Origin of the sequence: Providencia sp. PROV003, from assembly GCF_045040775.1 — a bacterium.
GTDB classification, from domain to species: domain Bacteria; phylum Pseudomonadota; class Gammaproteobacteria; order Enterobacterales; family Enterobacteriaceae; genus Providencia; species Providencia huashanensis.
In genome coordinates, this window is sequence record NZ_CP096369.1 from 3,570,481 (window position 1) to 3,585,530 (window position 15,050).

At 40.9% G+C, this 15,050-nt stretch carries 13 protein-coding genes; 8 read left to right on the forward strand and 5 right to left on the reverse strand.

Annotated elements, in window-relative coordinates; all coding sequences use genetic code 11:
- Positions 1-94: 94 nt before the first annotated feature.
- Positions 95-775: a two-component response regulator DpiA gene (gene dpiA, locus M1F14_RS16455; protein WP_042844177.1), complete on the reverse strand. Its 681-nt coding sequence runs from the start codon at positions 773-775 to the stop codon at positions 95-97.
- 1 nt (position 776) lies between these two features.
- Entirely contained in the window at positions 777-2,405 is a 1,629-nt protein-coding gene (gene dpiB / locus M1F14_RS16460) for a sensor histidine kinase DpiB (protein WP_048606926.1), read from the reverse strand.
- Between the two features lie 368 nt (positions 2,406-2,773).
- On the opposite strand from dpiB, the gene citC reads away from it, so the two are divergent.
- From citC to M1F14_RS16500, 8 genes are all read left to right on the forward strand, one after another.
- Positions 2,774-3,850, forward strand: a complete 1,077-nt coding sequence (gene citC, locus M1F14_RS16465; protein WP_226693668.1) for a [citrate (pro-3S)-lyase] ligase — start codon at positions 2,774-2,776, stop codon at positions 3,848-3,850.
- Positions 3,847-4,143 (forward strand): citrate lyase acyl carrier protein, encoded by a 297-nt coding sequence (gene citD, locus M1F14_RS16470; protein ID WP_042844180.1) that lies wholly within the window; start codon positions 3,847-3,849, stop codon positions 4,141-4,143. The genes citC and citD overlap by 4 nt, the downstream gene beginning before the upstream one ends.
- Positions 4,143-5,039 (forward strand): citrate (pro-3S)-lyase subunit beta, encoded by an 897-nt coding sequence (citE, locus tag M1F14_RS16475; protein ID WP_048606922.1) that lies wholly within the window; start codon positions 4,143-4,145, stop codon positions 5,037-5,039. The genes citD and citE overlap by 1 nt, the downstream gene beginning before the upstream one ends.
- A 10-nt stretch (positions 5,040-5,049) precedes the next feature.
- Entirely contained in the window at positions 5,050-6,576 is a 1,527-nt protein-coding gene (citF, locus tag M1F14_RS16480; RefSeq protein WP_181469213.1) for a citrate lyase subunit alpha, read from the forward strand.
- A gap of 2 nt (positions 6,577-6,578) precedes the next feature.
- On the forward strand, positions 6,579-7,118 hold the full coding sequence (citX, locus tag M1F14_RS16485) for a citrate lyase holo-[acyl-carrier protein] synthase (RefSeq protein WP_042844183.1): 540 nt from the start codon (positions 6,579-6,581) through the stop codon (positions 7,116-7,118).
- Entirely contained in the window at positions 7,105-8,037 is a 933-nt protein-coding gene (gene citG / locus M1F14_RS16490; protein WP_071547951.1) for a triphosphoribosyl-dephospho-CoA synthase CitG, read from the forward strand. The genes citX and citG overlap by 14 nt, the downstream gene beginning before the upstream one ends.
- 205 nt (positions 8,038-8,242) lie before the next feature.
- Complete coding sequence (locus M1F14_RS16495) at positions 8,243-9,676, forward strand: anion permease (protein ID WP_048606916.1); 1,434 nt, start codon at positions 8,243-8,245, stop codon at positions 9,674-9,676.
- A gap of 1,120 nt (positions 9,677-10,796) precedes the next feature.
- Positions 10,797-11,849 (forward strand): 4-oxalomesaconate tautomerase, encoded by a 1,053-nt coding sequence (locus tag M1F14_RS16500; RefSeq protein ID WP_048606913.1) that lies wholly within the window; start codon positions 10,797-10,799, stop codon positions 11,847-11,849.
- Positions 11,850-11,894: 45 nt separating this feature from the next.
- Here the strand turns inward: M1F14_RS16500 and M1F14_RS16505 are convergent, their stop codons facing one another.
- The 3 genes from M1F14_RS16505 to M1F14_RS16515 all read right to left on the reverse strand — a co-directional run bounded on the left by M1F14_RS16505 (position 11,895) and on the right by M1F14_RS16515 (position 14,787).
- A complete protein-coding gene (locus M1F14_RS16505; RefSeq protein WP_181469329.1) occupies positions 11,895-13,034 on the reverse strand; it encodes an AAA family ATPase in 1,140 nt (379 codons plus the stop codon).
- Entirely contained in the window at positions 13,034-13,741 is a 708-nt protein-coding gene (locus tag M1F14_RS16510) for an RNA ligase family protein (protein ID WP_071548838.1), read from the reverse strand. The genes M1F14_RS16505 and M1F14_RS16510 overlap by 1 nt, the downstream gene beginning before the upstream one ends.
- Before the next feature lie 227 nt (positions 13,742-13,968).
- Positions 13,969-14,787, reverse strand: a complete 819-nt coding sequence (locus M1F14_RS16515; RefSeq protein ID WP_181469212.1) for a VanW family protein — start codon at positions 14,785-14,787, stop codon at positions 13,969-13,971.
- Positions 14,788-15,050 lie beyond the last annotated feature (263 nt).

A 15,050-nucleotide genomic window follows, 5' to 3' on the forward strand; every position in this document is an offset into this window, starting at 1 on the left:
ATTGAGCCAAAGTGGTGCTATATACAAGAAGTTCTGCATTGAATATATACCCCATGCAGAACTTTTATCGATATGCGCAGATTAATATAAACATTCACATTTTTCTACGGTAGACTCGCTGTGGTCGCCCCACTTTCCCGTATTCAATTTCAGCCTCAATTTTATTTTTTGCCAAACAATATTCCAAATAACGCCTTGCTGTTGTGCGGCTCAATTTTATTGTTTCAGCGATACTTTCAGCTGTATATTCTGCTTCTGAATCAGCAAATAGCGCTAATATTTTTTCTAATGTAATGATGTCAATCCCCGTCGGTAGCTCTTCTTTCGATTCACCACGCGCATAAGTATTAAACATATCATCAATTTTACTTTGGTTAGTTTTACTATTCGCTTGCAGAACAGATTTACGTTGAATATACCTATCTAATGTTTGCCCTAAACGCTCATAAGCGATAGGTTTCACTAAGTAGTCAAAAACCCCTAAGCGAATTGCTTCAGAGACCGTTTCCATGTCGCTTGCTGCGGTTGTGAAAACAATATCTGCGTTGTTTCTTTCTTGTATTAATTCATGAACCAAATCAATACCTTTACCATCAGGTAAATAGTTATCTAATAAAATTAGATCGGGTTTCATATATTCAATCATTTTCCTAGCTTCAGCTAGGTTCCCCGCAAGCCACACTTTGTCACATGCAGGGTACGTTTTTATATACTCGCCATGCATTTCTGCCAGAAGTAACTCATCTTCCACAATGAGGATTTTTATCTTAATCATTTTATATCTTCACTTTCGGAATAAAAATTGAGAATACTGTACCATGCGGTTGATTTTCTTCAATAATCACCGCGCCATTACAGCGCTTAACATAAGATGCAACTAAATAGAGCCCAATACCATGGCCATCTGTTGCATCTGTCTTGGTTGTCACTCCACGTTCAAACCATTTATTTTGAAGCTCTTCGGGGAAACCACAACCTTGATCCACAACTTCAATAACTATTTCCTTTCCTTCATCAGAAAGGTATAACTCGACCTGCTTATTCCCTTGGTTGCTTTTCAAACTTGCTTCAAAAGCATTATCCAATAAATTACCCAAGACAGCACAAAATTCAGTACTGTTTAATGAATCAGGTAAGTCGCGCAGTTGGCTACCCGCCGTAAACTTTAATTGTAACCCTAGCTCTTTGGCTCGATGATACTTACCAAATAATAAGCCAGCAACTTGCTTATCAAAAAATTGCCTGCGTAACGTATCAATCAATTGTTGTTGGGACTCTGATTCACCTTTAATTAGAGCCAAAGCTTGGTCATACTCTTTCATCTGCAATAAACCACTTAATGTTGACATCCAATTAAGGTGTTCATGGCGTAGTGTGCGTAAATTTTCAACATACTGACGCACTTGTGTTAACTGAGAATTTAAGGATTCAATATCATTTTGACTACGAAAGCTGATTACAGCCCCCACAAGTTGCTCACTATCACGAATAGCTACTCGATTTGCAATCACATTTAGCCCATTAAATTCACAAATCACATCATGCCGAGTTGTCGCAATATCGGTCATAAAAAAATCAGCGGGCGATATTCTTTCTGAAACGCGCATACCCGTTAGTTGCCCTAATGGCTCACTCAACATGAGCATTTTTCTAGCATTCGAATTGATATTGATAATCTGCCCTTGGGTATTAACAGCGATGACCCCTTCAAAAACGGCATCAAATATCCCTTTTTGTACTAACACTAATTGTGTAATTTCCTCTGGCTCCATGCCCAACATTTGTTTCTGTATTAGGCGTGAGAATGCCCAAGATAAAAACAATAAAATAATCAATATACCGAGAAACGTAGCGCCAGTTTGTACAAATAGTTCACTGCGGGAGGTGTCAATTTTATTGGTTAAATAACCAATAGAAACCACCCCGATAACTTTACCCTGCTCATCAAAAATGGGCGTTTTTGCTCGTACCGCATTTCCCATCGAACCTTCACCATTGATGAAGTAACTTTCGCCCCGCTCCAATGCACCTGGTTTGTTCCATTGCATTTTGTAGCCAATTTTCTGGCTGTTTGGGTGATATAGGCGAATCGAGTTTTCATCACCAATCACCACATAATCATAATTCGAATCTTGATTGAGTTTATCTGCAATAATTTTCAGTCTTGGGATATCTTTATTTTTTACAGATTGCACCACCCCTTCAATTGAAGCGATTAGCTTCGCTTGGCTCATCGCTAGAGACCTAATATTCGCAATCAACCGGCTTTCCGCAGTATCTGTAAAATATTTACCCAACCCAAACGTCAAAAAGACAGAGACAAGTAATAGAAGAAAGAATACTCGTACTGAAAACGAAATCGAGCTTACTTTTTTCAGTGAGGAGAATGCATATTCTTTTTTCATGTTAAATCTCGTTACACTATGAAAAGTAAAAAATTTGTTAAATACAAAGATAACAATATAACGGATAACTCAGGTTAAAGCCAAAGGTATAATACACATATTAATAATTAAACACATAAAAACCAAGCAATAAAAAACATATCCAATAATTAAAAACTTTAAAACCATTAAACAAATACAAACTCATTTAAGAAACATGAAATAGGTCAAGTATATTAAATACAGCTTCTTTAATATTAATATTGAAAAGGGAAATTAAATAATTACTTATATTAAGCGCACTAAAAAATTCTAAAAATAATTATTTAATTAACTTTAACATTAGCAACATTTTAAAAACATCTCTAAATGAGATGCAGGATACTATTATGTTCGAAAACATAACGTTTAATCAGGTAAAACGTCATGAGAACAGGAAACTTGCTGAAATTACTCAGTTTTTAAAGGAAAACGATTTAGAGCTTGATTCAAGTATCGACGTTTTTATTACTATAACCCGTAATGAAAAATTAATTGCATGCGGGGGATTAGCTAAAAACGTGATTAAATGCGTTGCAATTAGCGATGATGTTCGTGGCGAAGGCCTCGCATTAAAGTTAGCAACAGAACTTGTTAATCTCGCTTATGAAAATAACACAACACATTTATTTATTTATACCAAATTTCAGAACGAAAGCCTATTCCAACAATGTGGTTTTCATACTATTGCAACTGTCCCTGATGTCATGGTGCTGATGGAAAACAGTTGCTGTTATCTAAAACGCTATATTGAAAGCTTAAAAGCACAGCGTAAAGATGGGAAAAAAATTGGCGCCATTGTGATGAATGCCAATCCATTTACCCTTGGACACCGTTATTTGATAGAACAAGCGGCAAAAGCGTGCGATTGGCTACATTTATTTGTCGTCAAAGAAGATACCTCGCGCTTTCCTTACAAAGTTAGGCTTAATTTGATTGAGGCGGGCACAAAAGGGATAGACAATCTCACTATCCATAAAGGCTCTGAATATATTATTTCTCGAGCGACTTTCCCTTGCTACTTTATAAAAGATAAAACGGTTGCCAATAACTGTTATACCGAGATCGATATTAAGATTTTTCGTCAATATATCGCCCCAGCTCTTGGGATCACCCATCGATTTGTAGGTTCTGAGCCTTTTTGCCAAGTCACTAATCAATATAACCAAGACATGCGCTTCTGGCTGGAAACGGACGCTATGAATTATCCACCTATAGAACTCATTGAATTTCCGCGAATAGTCATCAATGGCACGGCGGTTTCCGCCTCGCAAGTTAGAAGACTGCTCGCTAAAAAAGATCTTGCGGCAATTAAAGCGATTGTGCCTGAAGCGACATATCAATATTTACAAGAAATGCTCGCTAACCAAGTAACAACCACAATAAACCGCACCGAAAGTTCTGAATTAGCCATAGGTGAAATATGAAGATTAAACACGCAGCAATAGCTGGCACGCTTGAATCAAGTGATGTCATGGTTCGCATAGAACCTTTAGAAGATACTCAAGAAGTTTCAGTGCAAGTAACCAGCAGTGTCGAAAAACAATTCGGTGATGCCATCACGCAGATCGTACAAGAAATGATACAGCGGCATGAAATCCAAGGTGCACAAATCATCGTTGATGATAAAGGTGCATTGGAATGCGTACTCAGAGCACGTCTTGAAGCATTATTCGCTCGCGCTTGTGATATCGACTACCTACCTTGGGAGGAAAAATAATGACTCCACAACAAAAATCACGGACACGCAGAAGCATGCTTTTTGTTCCTGGCTCAAACGCAGCGATGCTAAGCAACTCCTTTATTTATAAAGCAGATGCGCTGATGTTTGACCTTGAAGACTCCGTTACACTACGTGAAAAAGACACGGCTCGACGTTTAGTTTACCACGCATTACAACACCCGCTTTATCAAGATATTGAAACTATTGTTCGTGTCAATGCATTGGATTCCGCATTTGGTGTCGCCGATCTTGAGGCCGTCGTTCGCGGTGGCGCCGATATTGTTCGCTTGCCAAAAACCGATACTGCGCAAGACGTTATTGATATTGAAAATGAAATTCTACGTATTGAAAAAAGTTGTGGTCGTGAGGAAGGCAGTACTGGATTACTGGCCGCCATTGAATCCCCTATGGGGATCACCCAAGCTGTTAATATTGCACATTCATCACAACGACTTATTGGCATCGCACTAGGTGCCGAGGACTATGTCCGCAATTTGCGCACCGAGCGGTCTCCTGACGGCGTTGAACTCCTCTATGCTCGGTGCGCCATTTTACAAGCCGCACGCTCAGCTGGTATCCAAGCTTTCGATACCGTTTATTCTGACGCTAATAATGAAGAAGGCTTTCTACGCGAAGCCGCTCACATTAAACAACTCGGCTTTGATGGCAAGTCATTGATAAATCCAAGACAAATTGAGTTACTTCATAACCTGTATGCACCTACTCAAAAAGAAGTCGACCATGCTCAACGTGTTGTTGAAGCAGCTGATTCAGCTGCCCTTGAAGGTAAAGGTGTTGTGTCTTTAAACGGAAAAATGGTCGATGGCCCAGTGATTGATAGAGCCCGTCTTGTATTATCACGCGCAGCATTATCAGGCATTCGGGAAGAGTGAGGCAAATAAAATGACAAATAATACTCAGCGTCAGGCTCGCGTATCAGCCTACCTACAACCAAATACGGATGAAACTCAGCAAGAATTCCAAGATATTGGCAAAATACAACAGCAGGTACAAAAACCGAGAAATCGCAAACTGTGCGATGATTTACAAGTTGCTATCCGTCGTTCTGGCCTCAAAGACGGTATGACGATTTCATTCCATCACGCATTTCGTGGTGGCGACCTTACCGTTAATATGGTGATGCAAGTGATTGCCGAAATGGGTTTTCGTAACCTTACCCTTGCTTCTAGTTCATTAAGTGCATGTCACTCCCCCTTAGTTGAACATATTCGCCACGGCGTTATTCGTAAAATTTATACCTCAGGTATTCGGGGGCCATTAGCTGAGGCTATTTCACGTGGAGAATTGGATGAGCCAGTACAAATCCATTCACATGGCGGACGAGCAAACTTAATACATAGCGGTGAGCTATCAATCGATGTAGCCTTTATTGGTGTTCCTTCTTGTGATGAGTACGGTAATGCCAATGGCTATACAGGAACTGCAAGCTGTGGTTCTTTAGGTTATGCCAAAATTGACGCAGAAACAGCTAAAAAAGTGGTCATGCTGACAGAAGAATTATTGGATTACCCACATAACCCATCCAGTATTAAACAAGATGAAGTTGACTACATTGTGAAAGTAAAACGCGTAGGCGACGCAGATAAAATTGGCGCCGATGCGACCCGTATGACATCTAACCCTCGGGAACTTCTCATTGCCCGTACCGCCGCGGATGTGATCGAAAAATCCGGTTATTTTAAAGATGGTTTTTCATTGCAAACAGGGACTGGCGGTGCATCTCTGGCAGTAACTCGTTTTCTTGAAGATAAAATGAGACGTCACAATATTACCGCAGGCTTTGCATTGGGCGGGATCACGTCAACCATTGTTGATTTACATGAGAAAGGCTTAATTCGCAAATTATTAGATGTACAAAGTTTTGATAAAGCCGCCGCAGAATCATTAGGCCGCAACCCTAATCATATTGAAATCAGTGCGAATCAATATGCTTGCTTTGATTCTAAAGGGGCCTCCGTTGATATGCTTGATGTGGTGGTACTCAGTGCGCTAGAAATCGATACTCGCTTTAATGTCAATGTATTAACCGGCTCTGACGGTGTCATTCGTGGAGCTTCAGGTGGTCATAGTGATACAGCGGTGGCCTCAAAACTCTCCATCATTGTGGCACCATTAGTTCGCGGGCGCATCCCAACCTTAGTTGATGAAGTATTAACTTGTGTTACTCCAGGCTCAAGCGTTGATATTCTCGTGACGGACCATGGTATTACAGTAAACCCAGCTCGTCCTGAATTAAAACAAAAACTTGAAAGCCAAGGGATTAAAACTGTTTCAATGGACTGGTTAAGAGAACGAGCACAACTCTTAACTGGTACTCCTAATCCAATTGAATTTACCGATAAGGTCGTGGCCGTTGTTCGCTACCGCGATGGTTCGGTCATTGATATTGTTCATCAAGTGAAGGAGTAACTATGTTTTACCCACTGCCTGATACTCAAGAGCAATTTGAAATTTCCTTACCTGAACTGCTAGATAGCCGTGATGCCCGTCAGGCTCGTCAGCAACAATGGATTGGTCTCCATCAGGTAACCTTGATTTCATTTACTGTCGTTTTCCCGGGAGCGGTTAAAGATAACTCCCTTGTTAGACATGTTTTTAATCAAGGACTAAATGCGCTTAAACAAATTGCTTCACGCAGGCAGTGGGTGTTTTTATCACAACAATCATGGGCATTAAAAACAGGACCGGAATGTTTGGCTGCTGTTGATGTCGATGCAATTGAAATTAAAAAAGCGTTAATTGAAATTGAAGAGTTATCGCCAGTGGGACGGCTATGGGATTTTGACGTTTTTGATGCGAACGGACAGCAGTATTCTCGCTCACAATTAAACCTCTCTTCAAGGCGTTGTTTGGTTTGTGAGAATGAAGCTAAGGTGTGTGCTCGACATCGAACACACCCACTTGGTGAGATCCTTAACCGTATTGAGGAGTTAGCTAATGCAACACGCTAAACAGTTAAACTCTATCACTGAAGAACAAGTTCAGCATTACAGCCAATTAGCTTGGCAAGCTTTGCTCGCTGAAGTGAATTTAACCCCTAAACCGGGGTTAGTCGATAAACATAACACAGGTGCCCATAAAGATATGGCACTAACCGATTTTCACTTAAGTGCCAATGCAATTGCAAAATATTTCCCTTATTTTCTACTCGCAGGGGCTCAGCATAAAGATTTACCGATAGAAAACGTTTTAATCAATATCCGTAGTATTGGTATTAATTGTGAAACGGCCATGTTCCGTGCAACTCAAGGTGTAAATACGCATAAAGGCAGTATTTTTTCCCTAGGGTTGGTATTAACTGCAATCGGCCGTTTAATTGCCTTACAGCAACCCGTGCTGCCTCAATATATTAGTCAGTTAGTGGCAGGAATGTGTGTTGGAATTACCGATGAATTAAAAAAACCAACTGATACCCCAACGGCAGGGCACCGCCTATATCAGCAATATGGGCTAACAGGTGCTCGAGGTGAAGCGCAAAATGGTTACGCGTTAGTCATTCAACATGCACTCCCTTACTATTTACAACAACTCGCAAAAGATAAAGCAGACGATATTGCCCTACTTGATACCTTAATTTTATTAATGAGCCTGAATGATGACACTAATATTGTTAATCGTGGAGGTATTCAAGGGTTAGAGTGGGTAAAACAACGCGCTACACAATTATTACATCAAGGGATTAATACCCACAATGATTTAATTTTTGTAAAAAATTTCGATAATGAATGTATTCAACAGAATGTCAGCCCCGGTGGCAGCGCAGACTTATTAATATTGACTTGGTTTTTTGCCCGATTAGCAAATCAACATCACGGTTTAACATTACAAAAATTCAACATTATTAATATAGGAAGAAATAAGAAAAATTAAATTAATTAAGTAAATAAAAACCAATTAAATATCTATTAATAAAAAACATCCGCTTTAGAATGAATTACTAATAAAACCAATTTATTATTTTCATTCAAGATGCAGCCATATTGAAAATTGTTATTTTAACAAATTCCTAATATTAAAGTTCATTCAATTTAATATTAAATAAATTTAATATTGATTTAATCAAGGAAATTGGCTTATGCAAAAAGAAAAAATATGGAAGCTATTTATATTAATAGCGATTCCAATTATCATTGCTTTAATACCAACACCAACTGGGCTCCCACATATTGCTTGGTTATTATTTGGTCTTTATCTTGCCGCCATTGTAGGGTTAGTATTAAAACCCTATTCAGAACCCGTTATCTTATTAGCCACTATTGCAGCAAGTGCTGTCATTATTGGTATTACAGGTACTAAAGATGTCAAAGCAAGTGAAGTGCTCAGCGGTTATGCGTCTGGGACCACATGGTTAGTATTTGCTGCATTTACACTGAGTGCCGCATTTGTAATTACCGGTCTCGGGAAACGTCTCTCGTATATATTAATAGGTAAGCTAGGCGGAACAACGCTTGGGTTAGGATATGTCACTGCTATTCTGGATTTAATTATTGCTCCTGCTACCCCATCGAATACTGCACGAGCTGGGGGAATTGTTTTTCCTATCATCAATAGTGTTGCGGTTGCTTTAGGGTCAGATCCAGAAAAAAGCCCTCGTAAAGCAGGTCACTATTTACTGGTTAACGTATATATGGTGACTAAAACCACCAGCTATATGTTTTTAACTGCCATGGCACCGAATGCTTTAGCATTAGCGATGATGACCGACATCATGGGGATCCATTTAAGTTGGGGTGGATGGGCACTCGCCGCTTCAGTTCCCGGCTTAATCATGCTGATTTTAACTCCCTTAATGATTTATAAGCTTTACCCACCAGAATTAAAAAAAGTAAATAACAAAGAGATCGCGGCAAAAGGCCTTGAAGAATTAGGCCCGATGACTATGCGTGAAAAATTACTCAGCATTGTATTTATTATTGCGCTTTGTGGCTGGATTTTTTCCGACTTAATCGGCGTAAGCGCATCCAGTGTTGCTATTGCCGTCATGGCATTAACCCTGATCCTTGGTGTTGTTACTTGGGATGATGTCTTAAAAAACAAAGGCGGCTGGAACACGCTGATTTGGTACGGTGGGATCATCAGTATGTCTGGCGTACTGACTAAAGCGGGTTTCTTTAAATGGTTAGCTGATACCATGAGCCAATACCTTTCTTTCGGCGACCAAGCCATGCTTGCCTTCTTCGTCATCATGTTTATCAGTGTCGCAATACGTTACTTATTTGCCTCTGGTGGTGCATATGTCGCCGCGATGGTTCCAGTATTCGCGACAGTCGGTATGGTAGCTGGTGCACCTCCAATGCTACTGGCTCTAGGCTTACTTTTCTCTAATGCCTACGGTGGTAGTGTAACTCACTATGGTGGTGCGGCTGCGCCTATCGTATTCGGTGCGGGTTATAACGATATTCGCTCTTGGTGGATTATTGGTGGCCTTGTCGCATTCATTAGCTTACTTGTTCATATGACTATCGGTTTAGGTTGGTGGGAAATTTTAATTAACACTGGGTTAATTTAATCCTCACTCCTTTATATAACGGTATGGGCACAATGATTATTGTGCCCAATTTAACTAAACATTATTTCTCACGCTTCTATGGTTATTTGCAGCCTTTAAGCTATCGCGTAAATATTTATCGGCTTCCCCTAAATAGTTCTCGTTGTGGCTAGGCGGCAAATGAAGGCATCCCAAGGCGCATACAAAGGTATGTGACTTGAGTAACTGAGTGTAACCAACACCGCCACAGCGGGAAACATCAACGGGTTTACCCTAAATAGTTCTCGTTGTGGCTAGGCGTCAAATGAAGGCATCCCAAGGCGCATACAAAGGTATGTGACTTGGGTAACTGAGTGTAGCCAACACCGCCACAGCGGGAAACATCAACGGGTTTACCCTAAATAGTTCTCGTTGTGGCTAGGCGGCAAATGAAGGCATCCCAAGGCGCATACAAAGGTATGTGACTTGGGTAACTGAGTGTAGCCAACACCGTCACAGCGGGAAACATCAACGGGCTTCCCCTAAATAGTTCTCGTTGTGGCTAGGCGGCAAATGAAGGCATCCCAAGGAGCATACAAAGGTATGTGACTTGGGTAACTGAGTGTAGCCAACACCGCCACAGCAGGAAACATCAACGGGTTTACCCTAAATAGTTCTCGTTGTGGCTAGGCGGCAAATGAAGGCATCCCAAGGAGCATACAAAGGTATGTGACTTGGGTAACTGAGTGTAGCCAACACCGCCACAGCGGGAAACATCAACGGGTTTACCCTAAATAGTTCTCATTGTGGCTAGGCGTCAAATGAAGGCATCCCAAGGAGCATACAAAGGTATGTGACTTGGGTAACTGAGTGTAGCCAACACCGTCACAGCGGGAAACATCAACGGGTTTACCCTAAATAGTTCTCGTTGTGGCTAGGCGGCAAATGAAGGCATCCCAAGGAGCATACAAAGGTATGTGACTTGGGTAACTGAGTGTAGCCAACACCGCCACAGCGGGAAACATCAACGGGTTTACCCTAAATAGTTCTCGTTGTGGCTAGGCGGCAAATGCAGGCATCCCAAGGCGCATACAAAGGTATGTGACTTGGGTAACTGAGTGTAGCCAACACCGCCACAGCGGGAAATATAACGGGTAAACAGATGAAAAAGATCCCTTGCACATTAATGCGTGGCGGCACCTCGAAAGGTGTATTCCTACTCGCAGATTCTCTTCCCAACGATATTCAACAGCGCGATAAGCTCATTCTTGCATTGATGGGTTCTGGTCATGCTTTACAAATTGATGGCATTGGAGGTGGTAGCCCACAAACCAGTAAAGTCGCCATTATTGGCCCCTCTTCTCACCCTGACGCTGATATAGACTATTTATTTGCACAAGTTTCTATTATGGAAGCGATTGTCGATACAGCGCCGAACTGCGGTAATATCCTGTGTGCGGTTGGCCCTTTTGCCATTGAAAAAGGCTTAGTCCCTATTCATCATGACACGACCACGGTAAGAATTCGTAATGTGAATACCAATACCTTTATTAATTCAACAGTACAAACACCTAATGGCGAAGTGAATTACCTTGGTGAAACCTCAATTGCTGGTGTACCTGGGTATGCAGCACCTGTTGCGCTAACATTTTTAAATGCCTGCGGTACTAAAACTGGGAAACTTCTGCCAACTGGGCACTCAATTGATACCTTTGACGGTGTTGAGGTGAGTTGCATCGATATGGCAACGCCTGTGGTACTCATTGATGCCCCTCAGATGAATAAAACCGGTTATGAGACGGCTGAACAATTAGAAACAGATAGCGAATTTATGCAGAAATTGGAAGCTATTCGCATTAAAGCGGGGGCAGCAATGGGTTTAGGTGATGTGAGCAAAAAAGTGATCCCCAAACCTATTTTGGTCTCTCCTGCTATCCATGGTGGTACCATCAACGTACGCTATTTTATGCCTCATAAATGTCATGGTGCCCTTGCTGTAACCGGCGCTATTGCTATTGCCACCAGTACCCTTTTACCTGACAGTATCGTGAAACAATATATTGATTCTGTGGATATGAAAAATATCGCTATTGAGCATCTCAGTGGAATGTTTGAAGTCTCATTAACCCCAAAAAATGACTTTCCTGAGGGGCTACAGGCATCAATTATTCGTACAGCAAGGAAGTTATTTGAAGGTGATGCGTTTATTCCATAATACAAAATGAGAACCTGCCTCTTACCTAGAGGCAGGTAAACCATGCTATATCTCCCCGAACAACTCAACAAACTCACTATTAATATAATAAGAAACTTGGTGCGCTTCATCGGGAGTGGGTAATTCCAACTTGCCTGCCATTCTTTCCATAATATTATCTGGAACAGCATATTGCCGTTGTTGATTTTGTTGCCGCCATTGCTTGAATGGCACTTCCAAGTAAACTAAATGAACTTTTGCTTGATAACGTTCAAATAGGCTGATCATACTGGCTCGCAAAGAAGCGCTTAACGAAGTCGCATTCCAAATAAAATCCGTTTTAGTGCGCAGTAAACCTTTAGCTTGCTCTTTCGCTTGTTGGGCCACCCACCCTTGTGCATTTTTATCTGCAGGGTTAATTTTATGTTCTCGACGAATATCATCGAGGCAAATTATTTGAGTTTGTGGATAAAACTGTTTTACAAAGTGATCCTTCCCCATACCGGGTAAACCGCATAACATAATCACTTCGCTACCAAACTCCTCAAAAGGGAGGTAATCTGCCATGCCCTTCTGGTAGTGAAAATATTGGAAACGGCCCGCTAAAGAGGCAAATGATTTAGGCTTATCCCAACAATCTTGCTCACGACAAAATAATTCAAACAGCTCAATTCTAGCGAGTAAATCAGCTTTATCTTCACAAGTTCGGCCTATTGCATCCGCTTTCGCCAACATACACAACAACGGCATTTCGACACGTAAAGAGGCGGCAAATAAAGTACGCTCAGGGTCTGGTTTTTCCATTATCCATAACGGTAAGCCGTGAAAACGCACTAATGCAGCAATATGTTCACGAATGGCAAAAGGTGTTTCTATTTGACGAAATAATATATTCCGTACAGATAACTCACCTTTTTTAGCGTGCCCCGGTGAATGAATTCGCCCCTCTTCATCTTCACGTGTGGTACTGCGTTTTTCTACGTCATGCAATAATGCCGCAGTCCAAACCACCTGCTGCTTAAACGGTGATAGTTGCTGATATTCAGGCAAACTTTCAAGCGCGGCTAACACCATTTGGGTATGAATAGCCACATTACCCTCTGCATGGTGCAAGCTATCTTGTGGTACATTTTGCATGTCGCGGATAAAATCAAATTGAGCTTCAAGCTGCGACCAATCGCGGTTTTTTGTCAATTGCCAGCTCATCATTGCCCCCCTTGATATTCAAAAGCCAGTTTGGCTCTTTGCCAATTACGCTTCCAGTGGATATCTGTTTTGACATGATTTTTACGCACATATTTAAATACATGCGACATAAAATCATCTACTGGGAAGGCTTGGCTATCACGGCTAACAATACCTTCCATGCTACATGCTTTGCCTATATGTGTATCATAGGCAATAAATTGGCTATCTTGGGATGCGGCTTCTATTAATCCACGGGTATATTCTTGCTCAGACATATTCTTATTCAATGATAAATCCAACTGAGGCACCGTAGGGAAATCAAATAATGCTGCATAAAATTGCACTTCTTCCCAACTAAGCCAATAACCCCCTTGCCTAACGGCAAACAGATAAAAATAGTCTTCAATATGCTGATACTCAATGGAATGCACAGCATAAAGATTTTCACCGAATAGTTCGATATCACCTAAATCATCTTTAATTAACTGCCAACGCTGACGTATCTGTTGGCTCCATGCAGATTGTGTTGGCGCGCCATGAGAGCGTGCAAACACACCATAGCGATTTAAACAATTGTTTTCGCCATCGAGTTTTTCTGTGTGAATTAATTGCCCAATATTTTGGATGTGCGACCACCAATCGCTATTGATGCGATCGTCACTAGTCGTACCGGGTGAGAACGGATAATGATACGTTCTACCATACTTTCTTGATTGCATATTCATCATGCTTTCTCTAAAAAATAGAAATCACAACAAATCTTTTGCAAGATTTGCTTCTTTTATTGTTGAGAAATCAAGTGTTGGTATTACATATCTAGTCCGAGTGTCGGCCTCATATTGATACTGCCTAGCGTTTTCTCTAGGCCTGTTTGTGTTATATTCAGTGAGATCCTAACTTAACTGTCAAGGAAAAAACTATCAATTTATTCCTAAACTCATGAAAAACGCAGTTATTCGATAATAATTCGGCTTTCATCAATAGGATATTTCACTACGACTTTATTGCAGTACAAACAATTATCTTGCAAAGTGACTGGTTCTTGCCCTTTAGTCGTCACTTTTTGCCAAATTTCATTGTGGCGATAAATCACCCCTTTTTCACGGGTAAATTTATGGTTTTTCTCATAAATATGGTATTTCGCCTCTCGCGGATCACTGCATAACAACTCCCCTTCAAGTTGGTGCTCAGCAATATTAAAAACCAATTGAAATGCACTTTGAGTTGGGTTGTAAAAGACAAGGTCGATGTAATTATAAAAAATGGCAGCACCTGAGCCAAACGGCAATACTCTGCCCTCATCAGGAAAAGGGTCAAAACTATGATTAGCACGCTCAACCACCTGTAATGGTGAGTGCAAAATCATCCAGTGTATTAGGTTACTGAGCTGGCAAATTCCACCACCAATACCACTACGAGCTTCGCCAAATGATAATTCCATCCCCTCAAGAAACCCCCTACGCGCTGTGGGCTTTCCCACTAATCGACAAAAGGAAAAATACTCCCCAGGGTATATCGTAATACCATTCATGGCTTTAATGGCTATGCGCAAGTTAGTCACTTTGTTGTACTGCAAACGTAAATCCGACTCACCTAATTTGCGGATTAATTTGGATGTGTGCTTATTGTAGCGATATTCAAGACGTTCAGAAGATTTCGCTTTCGCATAATATTGAGAGGAAAATGCCCAATGCAGTCTTCGAGCTAGACGTTTTTGAGTCACACGCAGCCAATAGAGGATAGGATGATAAGAAGAAAGTGGCCGACGCATAACAAAACCTTATTGATAATAATTAACCAATAAATCATGTCATAACCGTAAATTTTACGACATAGTAACTATCTGATAATTCGCAATATAGCTATTCAATCACCTTGGTACCTGTACCGACTACAGATTACAAACCAAAAAATAAACTGGATGTATTCTAATCTGATGCTATTGCAACTAGGCGACAAAAAGTAACCCCTAGAACATACCAATGTATGACTAGGGGTTACTTTTAAAGCCAACAACACTGCGGCGCGAAAGTC

Coding starts and splice junctions, on each gene's coding strand:
- dpiA (WP_042844177.1), bottom strand. CDS start 775: ATGATTAAGATAAAAATCCTCATTGTGGAAGATGAGTTACTTCTGGCA.
- dpiB (WP_048606926.1), bottom strand. CDS start 2,405: ATGAAAAAAGAATATGCATTCTCCTCACTGAAAAAAGTAAGCTCGATT.
- citC (WP_226693668.1), top strand. CDS start 2,774: ATGTTCGAAAACATAACGTTTAATCAGGTAAAACGTCATGAGAACAGG.
- citD (WP_042844180.1), top strand. CDS start 3,847: ATGAAGATTAAACACGCAGCAATAGCTGGCACGCTTGAATCAAGTGAT.
- citE (WP_048606922.1), top strand. CDS start 4,143: ATGACTCCACAACAAAAATCACGGACACGCAGAAGCATGCTTTTTGTT.
- citF (WP_181469213.1), top strand. CDS start 5,050: ATGACAAATAATACTCAGCGTCAGGCTCGCGTATCAGCCTACCTACAA.
- citX (WP_042844183.1), top strand. CDS start 6,579: ATGTTTTACCCACTGCCTGATACTCAAGAGCAATTTGAAATTTCCTTA.
- citG (WP_071547951.1), top strand. CDS start 7,105: ATGCAACACGCTAAACAGTTAAACTCTATCACTGAAGAACAAGTTCAG.
- M1F14_RS16495 (WP_048606916.1), top strand. CDS start 8,243: ATGCAAAAAGAAAAAATATGGAAGCTATTTATATTAATAGCGATTCCA.
- M1F14_RS16500 (WP_048606913.1), top strand. CDS start 10,797: ATGAAAAAGATCCCTTGCACATTAATGCGTGGCGGCACCTCGAAAGGT.
- M1F14_RS16505 (WP_181469329.1), bottom strand. CDS start 13,034: ATGAGCTGGCAATTGACAAAAAACCGCGATTGGTCGCAGCTTGAAGCT.
- M1F14_RS16510 (WP_071548838.1), bottom strand. CDS start 13,741: ATGAATATGCAATCAAGAAAGTATGGTAGAACGTATCATTATCCGTTC.
- M1F14_RS16515 (WP_181469212.1), bottom strand. CDS start 14,787: ATGCGTCGGCCACTTTCTTCTTATCATCCTATCCTCTATTGGCTGCGT.